The sequence below is a fragment of the Marinobacterium iners DSM 11526 genome (genome assembly GCF_900107855.1).
GTDB classification, from domain to species: domain Bacteria; phylum Pseudomonadota; class Gammaproteobacteria; order Pseudomonadales; family Balneatricaceae; genus Marinobacterium; species Marinobacterium iners.
On record NZ_FNRJ01000006.1, the window covers coordinates 19,844 to 36,027 of the forward strand.

Here is a 16,184-nt window from a genome sequence, read left to right on the forward strand (position 1 = left end):
AACGGCACTGAAGGTATAACCGAATGGGAAGGTGTACAATAAAGGACCTCAACTTAAAACATGGAGATAGTTATGAAAGCAGCATCCATTCTGCTGTTGGCAGCAGGAGTTGGCACCATGAGCAATGTTACCGGCGTTCAGGCGTCTTCTCTTGTTGAGGCCTCCGATCCGGAGAAGATCGTTCAACTGGCCCGTGGCTTCGGTTCCGCCACTTTGGGAACAGATGACTATGGTGACCCGCTTATTACGGGCCGGATTGACAGTAACAAATATGGTATCTATTTCTACAACTGCGAAGACAACAAAGACTGTGAAAACATCGTATTTTCCGCTGCCTGGGCTGACCAGCCTGTATCCTTGCAGAGAATCAATGAGTGGAACGAGACACAGCTTTTTGGCACGGCTTACCTGGACGAAGACGGCGACCCGAACATCGACATGCCCGTTAATTTGAAATATGGCGTCAGCAGCAGCAACTTCGATGACACTATCGACTGGTGGATGCTGACCATGAAGGAATTCGAAAAGTACATCCAGGACAACTGACCCACTATAGCTGACGCTGACTCATCCAGGAATGAGTCAGCGTCAGGCTTCGGACACAGGTGTCAGGTCCTGCTGCATCTCCTGCAGAATCCAGTCACGAAACGCTTGCATGCCATAGGTGAGCTGGCGCTTCTCCTGATAGACCAGATAGAACGCCCTTGGTTTGTCCAGCGTGATATCAAACGGCACCACCAGCTGTCCCGCTTCCAGTTCTCGCTGCACCAGCGCCCGATCAGCCAGTGATACACCTATCCCTTCAATGGCCGCCGACACGGCCAGTGCGGTACTGGAGAAAGACATGGTTCGGGTTGATGTGTTGGCTCTGACGCCCAGCTGCTGCAGAATCTGCTGCCATTCCTGCCTCCGTCCACTGACGTGAATAAGCGTTCGCTTGAGCAGATCTTCAGGGCTGTTCAGCCCCTCTGCCAACTTGGGGCTGCACACCGGCGTCGAGACCAGATAGCGCAGAAAATGGATATCCACCCCCCGCCAGTTGCCTTCGCCGTAATACACCGCCATATCGGTATCGGAGTGTTCGAAATCGATAAAGCCAGTGGTGGAACTGAAGCGCAGCTCCACGTCCGGGTACTGCTCCTGAAACCGGGTAATGCGCGGCACCAGCCAGCGGGTCAAAAACGCAGGCGCTACGCTGATGTTGACCGCACTCAGGTTCGGTGATGTCATCAAACGCCGCGTTGCACTTTCAATTTCATCCAGCGCCAGCTGTACGGAAGGAAGGTAGCGCTCGCCGGCCGCGGTCAGACTGACCTTGCGTTTCTCGCGCCGAAACAGCTTCAAGCCCAAAAATTCTTCAAGCAACTTGATCTGATGACTGATCGCAGACGGGGTCACGAACAGTTCCTCTGCAGCTTCGTTGAAGCTCAGGTTTCGCGCGGCAGACTCGAAACTGCGCAGGGCGTTGAGCGGTGGCAGACGGCGGATGGTGGCGCTCCTCTTATAGTTTAGTTTTTTTCAACTATAGCCTGAAAAACAATCTTTTGTGGCAATGCAGCATAGACCTTAGTATAACGCCTGAAAATTAACCCCCATTTGAGGAGCTCTACTCGAAAATGTCCGACTTCAATCGCATGGTAATGACACAAAATGGAATGGTAGACGTGGATTACTATGTTGAACAAGCTCGCCGTGAGCGTGCTGAATTCATCATGCAGGGAATCGCGTCACTGTACCGCCGCGTTGCTCGCCTGTTGAAACCGCGTCGTCCGCTGGCAGGTGCCACCGCGCTGGTTAACTGAGACAGAGTAGACTGTGGAGCGGGTCACAATCCCGCTCCTGCATTCACTTCAGCGACATCCAGTTCCTGAATCGCGGCTTTCAGCGCTGCAAAACAGTCGGCATCGATTGCCGTGTGCAAGTTCTCCGCCATCATCTCCAGTGCCTGTGCTACCGGAATGGCTCCTCGATAGGGGCGTTCAGCCGTAATGGCATCGAAGATGTCTGCGGTTGTGATAATCCGGGTTTCCCGCGTGATCTGTTCTGCCTTGAGCTGTTTGGGATATCCCTTGCCATCCAGCCGTTCATGGTGAGCGCCAGCCACCTGTGCCAATTCGCTGAATACGCCAATACGCGACAGAATCTCTTCCGTAAAGCGGGCATGATTCTGTACCTGTTGCCATTCATCCGCATCCAGCTTGCCAGGTTTGTCGAGAATGCTGTTACTCACGCCCAGCTTACCGATATCGTGCAGCAGTGCACCACGTCGAAGCCAGCGGCGCCGTTGCGGCTCGATATCCAATTGCTCGGCTATCAGATCGGTATAGAGAGCCACTCGCTCGCTGTGACCGGCGGTGTAGGGACTTTTGGCATCCACTACCTGACCAAAGGCTGCAGCCACTCGGTCCAGGTAGTCTTCATTCACCTCAATTTCATGTCCTGCCGGCGACAGAGCCAGCACGCGTTCAGGCAGCTCTGGGCTGGCCAGCATCGACCAGAAGTCAGCCGACTCCGCTGCCTGCTCAAGGGCTTTCACCAATGCCGGATCAAACCAGTGGCCGCTGCGCGCTCGCGCCTCATCCAGTGCTGCATCAGGCCCGGCCGCGGCATGGAACACCTCCACCACCTGCGCCAGTAGCGCCACGCGTGAATACAACGGAATGGCCTCACCGGACCGTTGTTCGGGTTGACCTGTTCCGCTCCAGTGTTCATCCAATGAATGGATACCGGCCGCTACCGACTCACTGAAACCCAGATCTCGCGCAATGGATGCACCCCGTTCACAGCGGGTCGCAATCAGCTCAGTGGCAATAGATTCACCGTTGCGGGCAATATTCAACAGCCGCTTGAAACGTTCGGCAACACCGGCATCACGCCCGGTATGCTGCAGCAGAAACCTGATCACCTGCGTCAGGCTACCGTTAACCCATTTAAAGTCACGCTTGAAGCCAAGATCATCCGTGCCATACAGCTGACAGATACGCGCGGCATTGCTGCTGCAGCCCAAGTCTTTCAGTAAAAGCGTGTAATACAGCTCCCAGCGTGCAGCGTCATCCAGGCCCAGCTGATCCGCCAGATGCATACCAATCCAGCAACAGCGCATGCAATGCCCCGGTGGTTGCCCCTCGGTCATGTCCAGCGCATGCGACAATGCACTGATCAGCTCTGACAGTTTCATGCCGGTGGTACCGGCCAGATTCCAGCGTTCCATTCACCGCTCCAGCAACATGTCTGGTACTCAGTATACGCACAGAGCAGCGGGTTGAGTCACCCTGCCCGCAACTCGGCCCGCGTCCACTGACGCCAGCGAGCATTCACCCAAAGCGACAACAGGATAATCGCGCCACCGATCAGCAAACGCGGGATGTCCGCATCCCGATTCCAGATCACGAGGTTGACGACCAGCCCGGCCGGCACCAGTGCATTATTCATGATGCCCAGCGTACCGGCATCCACCTGAGTCGCACCCTTGTTCCAGAAGAAGAACCCCAGCCCTGAGGCCACCAGCCCAAGCCAACTCAACACTGTCCAGTGTGTTGTCGTCTGAGGCAGACGTTCCATGTTACCCAGCATCAGAAAGGCGGGCAGTACCAGTGCAAACGCTCCGATAAAGAAAAAGCCAAACACCTGCCAGAGATTTTGCCCATCAGGATAATAGTGGCGCACCAAATGAGCATAGCCGACCTGACCCGCCGCAAAGGCAAGATTGGCCAACTGCAGAATCAGAAAACCGGTAATAAACGCCTCGCTGACACCATCGTAGCGGATAATTGCCGCGCCCAGCACAGCGACCAGCGTCGAGATAATGGGCCCGAGGCTGAAACGACGTTTCAGTGCGTTATCCACCAGTGCCACATAGAGCGGCGTGAAAATGGTGAACAGCAGCACCTCCGGCACACTGAGATATTCAAACGAGAGATACAGACAGGTATAGGTCAGCCCGAATTGCAGCGCCCCAACCAGCGTGACACCGACCATAAACCCGGGTGCAAAACGGGCAGGACGCAGCAGCGGGATAAATATCATCCCCGCCAGCACAATGCGAGTCAGGACTGAAAAGTAACTGTCCACCTGACCGGCGAGATACTCACCGATCAGGCTGAAAGACACCGCCCACAGCAGCGTGACGGCAATCAGGTAGTTCATTCATATGCTCCAGCATGATGGCATTACGCCGCAAGCATACTGGATTTTATCCCTTGAGCAGACCTGCTTGGTAGCAAGCGGTTCAACTTTGCGAGCGCGGCTGCATTACCAGCTCGGCCCATGACTGGGTCGATGTCAGATCCGGCCCTGTCACCTTGTCGGCCTCTTCCACTGCGCTGCTCTGTGTCTGCACACGCTGCGGGGCATGTGGATTGATTACATGCGGCACCTCTTCAGTATTGAACATGACCAGCCGAGGCGGACCACTCATCAAAAGGGGCTGCAGGACCTGAGGCAAGCCGGCAAAAGTCAGTATAACTGTCAGGATCATAATCAGACGCAGCATGGACGTTCTCCTTGAATCGTTTCTGAACAAACAACATCAAAAGCTGTGCCATATTAATCAAAATAATTTAATATCAATGGGTTACGAAAAAAATCAAGCGAAGATCATAAGCGTTCGGGGTTTGGCAGAAGGCAATACTGCCAAAAGTGTCGCAGAATACTTGACATATTGTGACGTGAAGAACCTATTTATTTAAAATCAATGACTTATGGCGTATCTTTTTTGCAACACACATTTACCCAACGTCCAGAAAGACAAAACCCGGCCTGAGCCGGGTTCTGGGGTATCGCATGTGCGCTCCGATCAGTTGATCTTTGCGTCCAGTTCTCCGCGCTCGTAACGCTCGGACATATGCTCCAGCGAGATCGCCTTGATCTTGCTGGCATGACCGGCGGTACCAAAGGCTTCGTAACGGGCGACACAGATCTCGGTCATCGCTTGCATGGTGGCCTTGAGGAATTTGCGCGGGTCGAACTCGGCCGGGTTTTCGGCCAGGAAGCGACGCACGGCACCGGTAGACGCCAGACGCAGGTCGGTGTCGATGTTGACCTTGCGCACACCGTACTTGATGCCTTCAACGATCTGCTCCACCGGTACACCGTAGGTTTCCGGAATCTCGCCACCGAACTGGTTGATCACCGCCAGCCATTCCTGAGGAACGGAGGAGGAACCGTGCATCACCAAGTGGGTAGTGGGGATACGTTCGTGGATCGCACGGATGCGGTCAATTGCCAGAATATCGCCTGTCGGCGGCTTGGTGAACTTGTAGGCACCGTGGGAGGTACCGCATGCGATCGCCAGCGCATCCACGTTGGTGGCCTTGACGAAGTCGGCGGCTTCATCCGGATCGGTCAGCATCTGGTCGTGGGTCAGGATACCCTCAGCGCCAATACCGTCCTCTTCACCGGCCTGTCCGGTTTCCAGCGAGCCCAGGCAGCCCAGTTCGCCTTCAACGGAGACACCACAGGCGTGCGCCATCTCAACGGTACGACGGGTGACGTCGACGTTGTAGGCATAATCGGTCGGGGTCTTGCCGTCTTCGCCCAGAGAGCCGTCCATCATGACTGAGGAGAAGCCCATGGCGATGGAACGCTGGCAGACTGCCGGGCTGGTACCGTGGTCCTGGTGCATGCACACCGGCACGTCCGGGAACTCTTCAATCGCCGCCAGAATCATGTGGCGCAGGAAGTTGGAACCGGCGTACTTGCGCGCACCGGCAGAGGCCTGAACGATCACCGGCGAGTCGGTCTTGGCCGCCGCTTCCATGATCGCACGCATCTGCTCCAGGTTGTTGACGTTGAACGCCGGAATGCCGTAGCCATATTCGGCGGCATGGTCCAGCAGCTGACGCATGGAGATCAAAGCCATGGTTTCACCCTTTGAATTGGTTCATCAAAAATCTTATTTGGCTGCACGCTGTTCCAGCATGGCAACCGCCGGCAGTACCTTGCCTTCCACAAACTCCAGGAAGGCACCACCGCCAGTGGAGATGTAAGAGATCTTATCAGCGATGTCGTATTTATCCACCGCAGCCAGCGTGTCGCCACCACCAGCGATGGAGAAACCGGCGCTGTTAGCGATCGCCAGTGACAATGCCTTGGTGCCTTCGCCGAACTGATCGAACTCGAACACGCCGACCGGTCCGTTCCAGATAATGGTGCCGGCGCTGCTCAGCAGGGCAGCCAAGTTCTTGGCGGATTCGGGGCCAATGTCCAGAATCATTTCGTCGTCGGCTACGTCGTCAGCGGACTTGATCACCGCTTCAGCGGTCTCGGCAAATTCCTTGGCAACAACGACATCAACCGGCAGCGGGATGTTGACCTTTTCCATCAGCGCCTTGGCCGCCGGAATCAGATCATGTTCGCACAGGGACTTGCCCACCGGCTTACCAGCTGCCGCGAGGAAGGTGTTGGCGATACCGCCACCGACGATCAACTGATCGCACTTCTCGGACAATGCATTCAGCACTTCCAGCTTGGTGGACACCTTGGAGCCGCCAACGATGGCAACCATCGGACGAGCCGGGTTGTCCAGCGCCTTGGCCAGCGCATCCAGTTCATTGGCCAGCAGCGGACCTGCGCAGGCGATGGGAGCGAATTTGCCAACACCATGGGTCGAGGCCTGAGCGCGGTGGGCAGTACCGAAAGCATCCATCACGTAGACATCACACAGTGCCGCCATCTTTTTCGACAGCTCTTCGTTGTCCTTTTTCTCGCCCGGATTGAAGCGTACGTTTTCCAGCAGGACCAGTTCACCTTCACCCACTTCAAAGCCGCCGTCCAGCCAGTCCTTGACCAGCGGTACCGGACGCTGCAGCAATTTGCTGATATGTTCGGCCACCGGCGCCAGCGAGTACTTTTCTTCGTATTCGCCTTCGGTGGGGCGGCCCAAGTGGGACATTACCATCACTTTGGCACCGGCTTTCAGTGCCACTTCGATGGTGGGCAGAGAAGCACGGATACGGGCGTCGGAGGTCACTTGACCATCCTTGACCGGAACATTGAGATCTTCACGGATCAGCACGCGCTTGCCGGCCAGATCCAGATCAGTCATCTTCAAAACGCTCATCAGAGGGATTCCTGTTTCTTGTTAGTTCAGTCAATCAGTCCTTGAGCTGCAGCCAGTACCGGGAGAGATCCAGCATCCGGTTGGCAAACGCCCATTCATTGTCAAACCAGCACAACAGCTTCAGCAGTCGGCCACAGGACACCCGCGTTTGGGTACCGTCAACCACCGCCGAACGGGGATCCGTATTGAAATCCACCGACGCATGCGGCTCTTCGGTATAGCCCAACAGCCCGGCCAGTTCATTGTCGGCCGCTGCGCGCAGCATAGTGTTGATCTGTTGCGGGTCGGTATCCTGCTGCAGGTTCACCGACAGGTCCATTAGCGAAACGTTGATGGTCGGCACCCGCACGTGCAGACACTCGAAGCGCCCCGCCAGATGCGGCAACAGGCGATCAATTCCACGGCTCAAGCCGGTATCCACGGGGATAATCGACTGCATGGCACTGCGCGCCAGGCGCAGGTCACTGCGGTGATAGCTGTCGATCACCGGCTGATCATTCATCGCCGAGTGGATGGTAGTCGTCACCCCACTTTCAATGCCGAAGTGGCGATCCAGCAGATCCAGCACCGGCACCACACAGTTGGTGGTGCAGGAGGCCGCCGAGGCGATGCGGTGTTCTGCCTTGAGGCTGGACTCGTTAAAGCCAAATACCACTGTGGCATCGATATCCGCCTGCGCCGGGTGCGAATACAGCAACCGCCTGGCACCGCTGGCCAGATGACGCTCGGCATCGGCTCGAGTGCGAAAGGCGCCGGAACATTCCAGCACCAGGTCCACATCCAGCTCGCCCCAGGGAATCTGCTCGGGCTCTGCCAAGCTGAATACCCGGATACGGTCACCGTTGATCAGCAGGGCTTCGCCATCGTTTTCGACAGAACAGGGAAAGCGCCCATGAGTGGTGTCATAACGGGTCAGGTAGGTGAGCGTGTCCAGATCCGACAGCTCATTGATCGCCACCACCTGCAACTGGTGCTGCAGGCCGCGTTGATAGACCGCCCTGAGCACGCCCTGGCCGATACGACCGTAGCCGTTGATCGCGATTCTGTAGCTCATCCGGCGCTCATGCTGACCAGAACTGCAACAACATGCCGCCGGGCGCACAGAGTGCCCGGCAGTACGTTTTGCAGCGGTTTACAGCAGGCCTTCAACAGTGCTGACCACATTCTCGACGGTGAAGCCGAAGTGCTTGAACAGGTCGCCGGCCGGGGCGGATTCGCCGAAGCTGCGCATGCCGACGATGGCGCCGTTCAGGCCCACGTACTTGTACCAGAAATCGGCGTGAGCCGCTTCCACGGCAACGCGAGCGGTAACGGCGGCGGGAAGTACCTGCTCCTTGTACGCCGCATCCTGCTTGTCAAAACGCTCGGTACAGGGCATGGAAACTACACGGATCTGCTTGCCCTTGGCGCTCAGCGCATCGGCTGCGTCCATGGCCAGACCGACCTCGGAGCCAGTGGCGATCAGGATCGCATCCGGAGTACCGGCGCAGTCACGCAGGATGTAGCCACCGCGTTCAATGGCGTCGATCTGAGCCGCATCGCGGTTCTGGTGCGGCAGGTTCTGACGCGAGAAAATCAGCGCGCTGGGGCCGTCGGTGCGCTGCACGGAAGACTTCCACGACACGGCGGATTCCACCGCGTCACAGGGACGCCAGGTTTCCATGTTCGGGGTCAGACGCAGGTTGGCGATCTGCTCGATCGGCTGATGCGTCGGGCCATCTTCGCCCAGACCGATGGAGTCATGGGTGTAGACGAACAGCACACGCTGTTTCATCAGGGCGGCCATGCGCACCGCGTTGCGGGCGTACTCCATGAATACCAGGAAGGTGGCGCCGTAAGGAATGAAACCTCCGTGCAGGGCAATACCGTTCATGATCGCGCTCATGCCGAATTCGCGCACACCGTAGTGGATGTAGTTGCCGTTGGCATCATTGCGGCTCAGGCCCTTGGAGCCGGACCAAAGCGTCAGGTTGGAACCGGCCAAATCGGCAGAGCCGCCCATAAATTCCGGCAGCATCGGACCGAAGGCCTCGATGGCATTCTGCGAGGCCTTGCGCGAGGCGATGGTGTCGCCCTTCTCGGCCACCTGGGCGATCCAAGCATCCGCCTTTTCAGTGAAGTCGGCCGGCAGGTCGCCGGACAGACGGCGCAGCAGTTCTTCGGCCAGTTCCGGGTACGCGGTCTGATAGGCGCTCAGTCGCTCATTCCAGTCATTTTCGGCGTTGGAGCCAGCTTCACGCGCATCCCAAAGCTCATACAGCTCTTCGGGGATTTCAAATTCAGGATGTGCCCATTGCAACGCGTCACGCGCCAGCATGATCTCGTCATGGCCCAGAGGCGCACCGTGGCACTCTTCCTTGCCCTGCTTGTTGGGCGAACCGAAACCGATGATAGTCTTGCAGCAGATCAGGGTCGGCTGCTCGGTGTTTTCACGAGCATTCTCGATGGCAGCACGAATCTGGTCGCTGTCGTGACCATCGATGTCACGGATCACTTGCCAGCCGTAGGCTTCGAAACGTGCCGGAGTATCGTCAGTGAACCAGCCTTCCACTTCGCCGTCGATGGAGATGCCGTTGTCATCCCAGAATGCGATCAGTTTGCCCAGACCCAAAGTACCGGCCAGAGCACAGGCTTCGTGAGAGACCCCTTCCATCAGGCAGCCATCGCCCATAAAGGTGTAAGTGTAATGGTCGATGATGTCGTGACCGTCACGGTTGAACTGGGCCGCCAGCGCTTTTTCGGCAATCGCCATGCCCACGGCGTTGGTGACACCCTGACCCAGCGGACCGGTTGTGGTTTCAACACCCGGGCAGTAGCCGTATTCCGGATGACCGGCAGTCTTGCTGTGCAGCTGGCGGAAGTTCTTCAGATCATCGATGCTGACATCGTAGCCGGTCAGGTGCAGCAGCGAGTAGATCAGCATGGAGCCATGGCCGTTGGACAGCACGAAGCGGTCACGGTCATACCAGTGCGGGTTGCCGGGGTTGTGCTTCATGAAGTCGTTCCACAACACTTCGGCGATATCCGCCATGCCCATGGGGGCACCCGGGTGACCGGATTTTGCTTTCTGTACGGCGTCCATGCTCAATGCGCGAATGGCATTGGCAAGTTCTCGGCGAGAGGACATCAATCTACTCCTGGGGCTGGACCCAACCTTGAGGTTTACGGAATCGGAATATAAAGGCGCAATTTTCGCCCAGATAGCGACCAGCTTCAAATCCATTTGTGCAAATGGAGTGTTTTTCATGCAGTCATCGCAAAATTTTCAGCCAAAATCGAACCAGATGTTATGCACAACCCCTGCGCTGACGTTAAAATGTGCGGTTTATTCAACCCAAACCGTATCAGCCCGGCATCGCCCCGGCTGCTCCTAACCACTGTGTGAGGATTATTACCGGAAATGAGCGAATATAGCCTGTTCACCTCCGAGTCCGTGTCTGAAGGGCACCCGGACAAAATTGCCGACCAGATTTCCGATGCCGTCCTGGACGCCATCATCGCGGAAGACAAGTATGCCCGTGTTGCCTGTGAAACCATGGTCAAGACCGGTGTGGCGATCGTCTCCGGCGAAATCAGCACTTCGGCCTGGATCGACCTGGAAGATCTGGTACGCGGCGTGATCTGTGATATCGGCTACACCTCTTCTGACGTGGGTTACGATGGCGAAACCTGCGGCGTGATCAACATCATCGGCAAGCAGTCCGTGGATATCGCCCAAGGCGTTGACCGCAGCCGTCCGGAAGATCAGGGTGCCGGTGACCAGGGCCTGATGTTCGGTTACGCCTCCAACGAAACCGACGTGCTGATGCCCGCGCCAATCACTTTCTCTCACCGCCTGGTGGAACGTCAGGCCGAAGCACGCAAGTCTGGCCTGCTGCCTTGGCTGCGTCCCGACGCCAAGTCACAGGTGACCTGCCGCTATGAAAACGGCCAGCCGGTGGCGATCGATGCAGTTGTACTGTCTACCCAGCACAACCCGGACGTGTCCCAGGCCGACCTGCAGGAAGCGGTACAGGAGCTGATCATCAAGCACGTACTGCCGGCAGAACTGCTGCACAAGGGCACCCAGTATCACATCAACCCGACCGGCAAGTTCGTCATCGGTGGCCCGGTGGGCGACTGTGGTCTGACCGGCCGCAAGATCATCGTGGACACCTACGGCGGCATGGCCCGTCACGGTGGTGGCGCGTTCTCCGGCAAGGACCCGTCCAAGGTAGACCGTTCCGCTGCCTACGCCGGTCGCTACGTAGCCAAGAATATCGTTGCCGCCGGCCTGGCCGACCGCATCGAGATTCAGGTCTCCTACGCCATCGGCGTGGCCGAGCCGACTTCGGTATCGATCAATACCTTCGGCACCGGCAAAATCAGCGACGACAAGATCATCGAACTGGTGCGCGAGCACTTTGATCTGCGTCCGTACGCAATCACCCGTATGCTCGACCTGCTGCACCCGATGTACCGTCAGACCGCGGCATACGGCCACTTCGGTCGTGATCCCTTCGAGATGACTGTGGGTGATGACACCTTCATGGCCTTCCCCTGGGAGATGACCGACAAGGCTGACGCTTTGCGTGCGGCGGCTGGAATCTGATTTCAGCCCATCCCCGGCTGATGGCCGCACTTGTGGGTGACACGCTTTTCGTCATCCATGACCGCTCGACTGCCGCCTCTGACCGCCATGGACGGCGGAAATGCCGAAAATGCAGGAGCAATTTTCGGCCAGGCGGCAGACGGTCACCCACAAGCACCGCCATCAGCCTGCCTTGACCAAAGCCTCAGTTTCGGACCGGACAATCCCCCTACAACTGGCATCCCCCACCTGCCCTGCGCCATAATAGCGGCTGAACTTTCAGTCAGCAGGACCGCTATGCGTATCCCCCGGGTATATGAACCACAGCCTTTGGCCCCCGGCCTCTGTATCGACCTCGGCGATACCACCATCCAGCACGTCATCCGTGCCCTGCGCCTGCGCGAAGGCGATCGCATCTGCCTGTTCAACGGCGATGGTCATGAATACCCTGCCGTGCTGACTCAGGTCGACAAACGCTCGGCCCAGGCAACGCTGGAACCGGCACTGACACCGACGGTCGAATCAGCATTGCAGATTCATGTCGGCCAAACCCTGTCCCGCGGTGAGCGGATGGATTATGCAGTACAGAAAGCCACCGAGATGGGCGTCAGTCGTATTACACCGCTGACCAGCGAACGCTGCGAGGTCAAACTCAAGGCCGAACGTGAAGACAAGCGTCTGCGTCACTGGCAGCAGGTAGCTATCAGTGCCTGCGAGCAGAGCCAGCGATCTCGGGTACCCGAGATCGCCGAAGTCAGCCCGCTGCTGGACTGGATTCAAACCGTCGAAGCCGATCTCAAACTGGTACTGCATCACCACACGGCTCGCCCGCTGCAGACGATGGAAGCGCCCGGCTCGGTTGCGCTGCTGATCGGCCCCGAGGGCGGACTGACCGAAGCCGAAGTGGACGCGGCACTGGCCGCCGGCTTCGAACCGGTCGCCTTTGGCCCGCGGGTGATGCGCACCGAAACCGCACCGGTTGCCGCCTGCGCCATTCTGCAGTATCTCTGGGGCGATCTGGGTTAAGATTGAACGCACATTCAGCACAGGAATTTTTCAGATGACGATTAAAGTCGGCGTGGTGATGGACCCCATCGAGCAGATCACCTACAAAAAGGACAGCTCACTGGCGATGCTCTGGGCCGCGCAACGCAAGGGCTGGGAGCTGCACTACATGGAACAGCAGCACCTGTTCCTGCGTGACGGCAAGGTGAAGGGGCAGATGGCACCGCTGAAGGTGGCCATGGACCCGGACAACTGGTTTGAGCGCGGCGAGTATGTGATACGCGACCTGGCCGAGTTGGACGTGATCCTGATGCGCAAGGACCCTCCGTTCGATAACGAATTCATCTACAGCACCCACCTGTTGGCGATGGCGGAATCCGAGGGCACCCTGATCGTCAACCGTACCGGCAGCTTGCGTGACTTCAATGAAAAGTTGTTTGCCACCCACTTTCCACAATGCTGCCCGCCGGTACTGGTGACACGCCGGGCCGATCTGTTGCGCCAGTTCCACGCTGAGCACAAGAATGTCATCTTCAAGCCGCTGGACGGCATGGGCGGCTCGTCCATCTTCCATATTCGTGAAGACGGCACCAACCTGGGCGTCATCATCGAGACCCTGACCGCCCACGGTACCCAGACCATCATGGCGCAGAAGTACATCCCCGAAATCAAGGACGGCGACAAACGCATCCTGATGATCAACGGTGAGCCTGTACCCTATGCGCTGGCCCGTATTCCCATGGCCGGTGAAACCCGTGGCAACCTGGCCGCCGGCGGTCGTGGCGAAGGCCGCCCACTCACGGATCGCGATCGCTGGATCTGTGAACAGGTCGGCCCAACGCTGAAAGAAAAGGGCCTGCTGTTCGTGGGTCTGGATGTGATCGGCGATTACCTGACCGAAATAAACGTCACCAGCCCTACCTGCATCCGCGAACTGGACCAGCAGTTTGATCTGGATATCGGCATGCAGCTGATGGACTGCATTGATGAGGTATTGAAAACACGATGATCAAAAGGGGCATGCACCTGCCGCTTTGGCATATTATGAACAGAGATCGCTTCGGCTTCATGCTGTTCATTGCCACGGCAGTACACGGTGTGCTCCTGCTTGCCTTGAGCTTCTCACTCCCTGAACGAGAACCTCCGCGCCAGACACTGGATGTCACCCTGGCGCAGTATCCGCAGCAGGACGCACCGGACAAGGCCGACTTCATTGCCCAACATAACCAAATGGGCAGCGGGAGCAATGATGACGCTACCACGCCGGCTACCACTGAAATGGCGCCACTGGCCAGTGAAACACCTCAGGAGCAGGCCGCTCAGCAGGCACCCGCACCGCCAGAACCTGAGCAACCCCCGGCACCGGAACCCGAGCCGGGCAACAGCCCCGAACAGCAGGAGAGCCAGGCACAGGGCCAGAAGGCTATTGTCGCCACTCAAAGCGAGCAAAAGCCCCGCGCCAGCGAGCCGAAGCCACAACAGGCCGCGGCTGCTCCTCCACCGGTCAACGCCAACTCCACTTCATTGCTAAACCGGGCTTTGGAAATGGCCAGCCTGCAGACACAGCTGGATCTGGAGCGTGAAACGCGTGCCAGAAAGCCTCGTGTCCTGCGCCTGACATCAGCCTCTACCCAGGCACATTCCTATGCCAGCTATCTGGATAACTGGCGTCGCCGAGTCGAGACCGTGGGCAACCTGAACTACCCGGAGCAGGCCCGCAATCAGGGGCTGCAGGGCAAACTGCGACTGCTGGTGGCACTGCGCCCTGACGGCAGTGTCGAAAACATCGAAATTCTGCAGTCCTCCGGCCACCGAGCACTTGATGAGGGTGCCATTCGCATCGTACAGCTGGCTTCTCCGTTCCAGAGTTTTCCCATTGAGCTGCGTAAGGACGTGGATCGACTTGAAATCATTCGTACCTGGAAATTTGAGAAACAGACACGGGTGTACTAAGCCTTAACCATACCCAAGCGGCGAAGAGAGATTCACCATGTCCCACACCCTTACCTCACTTCGTGATCATTTCCTGATCTCCATGCCGCACCTGCATGATGAGACCTTTACCCAAACCGTTGTCTACATCTGCGACCACAGCGAGTACGGCGCCATGGGGATTGTCGTCAACCGTCCCAGCGGTATTCGCCTGTGTGACCTGCTATCACACCTGGAGCTGGAAGACAACACCGGACTCTGGTCCGAACGCCCGGTTTTCAATGGCGGTCCTGTACGGGATGATCGCGGCTTTGTACTGCACCGCACCGAACCACAGCAGCAGTGGCTATCCAGCCATCCCATCAATGACGAAATCAGTCTGACCACTTCACTTGATATTCTGGAGGCGATCGCACGCAACGAGGGCCCTGATACCTTTCTGGTCGCCTTGGGCTACGCAGGCTGGGGTCCAGAGCAACTGGAGCAGGAAATGTGCGACAACCTCTGGTTAAGCTGTCCGGCAAATTCAGATATACTTTTCCATCTGCCGCTGGAAGACCGCCTGCAGGCGGCTGCCGCGACTCTGGGTATCAACCTGAACCTGTTGCCGGCCCATGCCGGACACGCCTGACTGAACGGACTTGATGAGCAGCGACACCCAACAGGTGCTGGGGTTTGACTTCGGCACCACACGCATAGGTCTGGCCATCGGCCAGAGCCTGACCGCCACTGCCACCCCGATTGAGCCAGTGCGGGCTCGCGACGGCATGCCTGACTGGTCACAACTGGATGCTGCCATTGCCGAGTGGCAGCCTGACGCACTGGTAGTGGGCATTCCACTCAACATGGACGGCACCATCTCCGAGATGGCACGCCGCGCACGCAAGTTCGCCAACCGGATTCAGGATCGCTACCAGCTGCCCTGTTATCTCTGTGACGAACGCCTGACCACCGCAGAAGCCAAACGCATTCACCTGGACGCCGGCGGCGGCACCAACTTCAAGCAAGAATCGATCGACGGTATCGCCGCCCGCCTGATTCTGGAGGACTGGTTCAACAGTCCCGACCGCATTCCCAGCCACACCCGACTGGAGGACCTCTATGGTATCGGGAACACTGAGTGTTGATGCACTGCTCGACAAGATGGCGAGCGAAACCCGCGCCCTGATCACCCGTCGCGATCTCAAGGACCCGCTGATGATCGGCATCCGTACCGGCGGTGTCTGGCTGGCAGAGCGCTTGCACCGGCAGCTGGAACTGACCAGCCCGCTGGGCGTATTGGATATCAGCTTCTACCGTGACGATTTCACTCAGGTGGGCATCAACCCGAAAGTACAGCCCAGCCAACTGCCCTGCGCCACCGAAGGCCGGGACATTCTGCTGGTGGACGATGTCATCATGAGTGGCCGCACCATTCGCGCCGCCTTGAACGAACTGTTTGACTATGGCCGTCCCGCTTCCGTCAGCCTGATTACCCTGCTGGATCTGCAGCGCCGTGAGCTGCCGATTCAGGCCGATGTGATCGGCGGCACTCTGGCACTGGGACCGGACCAGCTGGTCAAGCTGAACGGCCCGGAACCCCTTACCCTGACCATCCGTCAGCGTGACTGAACCGAC

General features: G+C 57.9%; 17 protein-coding genes. 9 read left to right on the forward strand and 8 right to left on the reverse strand.

Annotated features, from left to right (window positions below; all coding sequences use genetic code 11):
* Positions 1–72: 72 nt before the first annotated feature.
* On the forward strand, positions 73–546 hold the full coding sequence (locus BLV48_RS08340; protein WP_091825870.1) for a YbjN domain-containing protein: 474 nt from the start codon (positions 73–75) through the stop codon (positions 544–546).
* Between the two features lie 42 nt (positions 547–588).
* Here the strand turns inward: BLV48_RS08340 and gcvA are convergent, their stop codons facing one another.
* Positions 589–1,488 (reverse strand): transcriptional regulator GcvA, encoded by a 900-nt coding sequence (gcvA, locus tag BLV48_RS08345; protein WP_091825873.1) that lies wholly within the window; start codon positions 1,486–1,488, stop codon positions 589–591.
* 128 nt (positions 1,489–1,616) lie between these two features.
* On the opposite strand from gcvA, the gene BLV48_RS08350 reads away from it, so the two are divergent.
* Positions 1,617–1,802 (forward strand): RSP_7527 family protein, encoded by a 186-nt coding sequence (locus BLV48_RS08350; protein ID WP_091825876.1) that lies wholly within the window; start codon positions 1,617–1,619, stop codon positions 1,800–1,802.
* Between the two features lie 23 nt (positions 1,803–1,825).
* On the opposite strand, the gene BLV48_RS08355 is transcribed toward BLV48_RS08350, so the two are convergent.
* From BLV48_RS08355 to tkt, 7 genes are all read right to left on the reverse strand, one after another.
* Complete coding sequence (locus BLV48_RS08355) at positions 1,826–3,211, reverse strand: HD-GYP domain-containing protein (protein ID WP_091825878.1); 1,386 nt, start codon at positions 3,209–3,211, stop codon at positions 1,826–1,828.
* Between the two features lie 56 nt (positions 3,212–3,267).
* Positions 3,268–4,146, reverse strand: coding sequence for an EamA family transporter (locus BLV48_RS08360; protein ID WP_091825880.1), 879 nt, complete (start codon positions 4,144–4,146; stop codon positions 3,268–3,270).
* Positions 4,147–4,228: 82 nt separating this feature from the next.
* Complete coding sequence (locus tag BLV48_RS08365; protein ID WP_091825883.1) at positions 4,229–4,492, reverse strand: hypothetical protein; 264 nt, start codon at positions 4,490–4,492, stop codon at positions 4,229–4,231.
* Between the two features lie 303 nt (positions 4,493–4,795).
* Positions 4,796–5,860, reverse strand: a complete 1,065-nt coding sequence (gene fba / locus BLV48_RS08375) for a class II fructose-bisphosphate aldolase (RefSeq protein WP_091825889.1) — start codon at positions 5,858–5,860, stop codon at positions 4,796–4,798.
* Positions 5,861–5,893: 33 nt separating this feature from the next.
* Entirely contained in the window at positions 5,894–7,060 is a 1,167-nt protein-coding gene (locus BLV48_RS08380) for a phosphoglycerate kinase (RefSeq protein ID WP_091825892.1), read from the reverse strand.
* Between the two features lie 34 nt (positions 7,061–7,094).
* Positions 7,095–8,114: a type I glyceraldehyde-3-phosphate dehydrogenase gene (locus BLV48_RS08385; protein WP_091825895.1), complete on the reverse strand. Its 1,020-nt coding sequence runs from the start codon at positions 8,112–8,114 to the stop codon at positions 7,095–7,097.
* A gap of 78 nt (positions 8,115–8,192) precedes the next feature.
* Positions 8,193–10,187 carry a transketolase gene (gene tkt / locus BLV48_RS08390; protein WP_091825898.1) on the reverse strand — a complete coding sequence of 665 codons (1,995 nt, stop codon included), beginning with the start codon at positions 10,185–10,187 and terminating at the stop codon, positions 8,193–8,195.
* Positions 10,188–10,460: 273 nt separating this feature from the next.
* Between tkt and metK the strand changes: the two genes are divergently transcribed.
* The 7 genes from metK (at position 10,461) to pyrR (ending at position 16,178) form a co-directional block, all read left to right on the forward strand.
* Positions 10,461–11,651 (forward strand): methionine adenosyltransferase, encoded by a 1,191-nt coding sequence (metK, locus tag BLV48_RS08395; RefSeq protein ID WP_091825901.1) that lies wholly within the window; start codon positions 10,461–10,463, stop codon positions 11,649–11,651.
* A 276-nt stretch (positions 11,652–11,927) separates the two neighbouring features.
* Positions 11,928–12,656, forward strand: coding sequence for a 16S rRNA (uracil(1498)-N(3))-methyltransferase (locus tag BLV48_RS08400; protein ID WP_091825903.1), 729 nt, complete (start codon positions 11,928–11,930; stop codon positions 12,654–12,656).
* A gap of 34 nt (positions 12,657–12,690) precedes the next feature.
* Positions 12,691–13,644: a glutathione synthase gene (gene gshB, locus BLV48_RS08405; RefSeq protein ID WP_091825907.1), complete on the forward strand. Its 954-nt coding sequence runs from the start codon at positions 12,691–12,693 to the stop codon at positions 13,642–13,644.
* Entirely contained in the window at positions 13,641–14,588 is a 948-nt protein-coding gene (locus BLV48_RS08410; protein WP_091825910.1) for an energy transducer TonB, read from the forward strand. Before gshB ends, BLV48_RS08410 begins: the two co-directional genes overlap by 4 nt.
* 37 nt (positions 14,589–14,625) lie before the next feature.
* Positions 14,626–15,198 (forward strand): YqgE/AlgH family protein, encoded by a 573-nt coding sequence (locus BLV48_RS08415; protein WP_091825912.1) that lies wholly within the window; start codon positions 14,626–14,628, stop codon positions 15,196–15,198.
* A gap of 13 nt (positions 15,199–15,211) precedes the next feature.
* Positions 15,212–15,694, forward strand: coding sequence for a Holliday junction resolvase RuvX (ruvX, locus tag BLV48_RS08420; protein ID WP_091825915.1), 483 nt, complete (start codon positions 15,212–15,214; stop codon positions 15,692–15,694).
* Positions 15,669–16,178 carry a bifunctional pyr operon transcriptional regulator/uracil phosphoribosyltransferase PyrR gene (gene pyrR / locus BLV48_RS08425; RefSeq protein ID WP_091825917.1) on the forward strand — a complete coding sequence of 170 codons (510 nt, stop codon included), beginning with the start codon at positions 15,669–15,671 and terminating at the stop codon, positions 16,176–16,178. The genes ruvX and pyrR overlap by 26 nt, the downstream gene beginning before the upstream one ends.
* The last annotated feature ends 6 nt before the right edge of the window (positions 16,179–16,184 follow it).

Coding starts and splice junctions, on each gene's coding strand:
- BLV48_RS08340 (WP_091825870.1), top strand. CDS start 73: ATGAAAGCAGCATCCATTCTGCTGTTGGCAGCAGGAGTTGGCACCATG.
- BLV48_RS08350 (WP_091825876.1), top strand. CDS start 1,617: ATGTCCGACTTCAATCGCATGGTAATGACACAAAATGGAATGGTAGAC.
- BLV48_RS08355 (WP_091825878.1), bottom strand. CDS start 3,211: ATGGAACGCTGGAATCTGGCCGGTACCACCGGCATGAAACTGTCAGAG.
- BLV48_RS08360 (WP_091825880.1), bottom strand. CDS start 4,146: ATGAACTACCTGATTGCCGTCACGCTGCTGTGGGCGGTGTCTTTCAGC.
- BLV48_RS08365 (WP_091825883.1), bottom strand. CDS start 4,492: ATGCTGCGTCTGATTATGATCCTGACAGTTATACTGACTTTTGCCGGC.
- fba (WP_091825889.1), bottom strand. CDS start 5,860: ATGGCTTTGATCTCCATGCGTCAGCTGCTGGACCATGCCGCCGAATAT.
- BLV48_RS08380 (WP_091825892.1), bottom strand. CDS start 7,060: ATGAGCGTTTTGAAGATGACTGATCTGGATCTGGCCGGCAAGCGCGTG.
- BLV48_RS08385 (WP_091825895.1), bottom strand. CDS start 8,114: ATGAGCTACAGAATCGCGATCAACGGCTACGGTCGTATCGGCCAGGGC.
- tkt (WP_091825898.1), bottom strand. CDS start 10,187: ATGTCCTCTCGCCGAGAACTTGCCAATGCCATTCGCGCATTGAGCATG.
- metK (WP_091825901.1), top strand. CDS start 10,461: ATGAGCGAATATAGCCTGTTCACCTCCGAGTCCGTGTCTGAAGGGCAC.
- BLV48_RS08400 (WP_091825903.1), top strand. CDS start 11,928: ATGCGTATCCCCCGGGTATATGAACCACAGCCTTTGGCCCCCGGCCTC.
- gshB (WP_091825907.1), top strand. CDS start 12,691: ATGACGATTAAAGTCGGCGTGGTGATGGACCCCATCGAGCAGATCACC.
- BLV48_RS08410 (WP_091825910.1), top strand. CDS start 13,641: ATGATCAAAAGGGGCATGCACCTGCCGCTTTGGCATATTATGAACAGA.
- BLV48_RS08415 (WP_091825912.1), top strand. CDS start 14,626: ATGTCCCACACCCTTACCTCACTTCGTGATCATTTCCTGATCTCCATG.
- ruvX (WP_091825915.1), top strand. CDS start 15,212: ATGAGCAGCGACACCCAACAGGTGCTGGGGTTTGACTTCGGCACCACA.
- pyrR (WP_091825917.1), top strand. CDS start 15,669: ATGGTATCGGGAACACTGAGTGTTGATGCACTGCTCGACAAGATGGCG.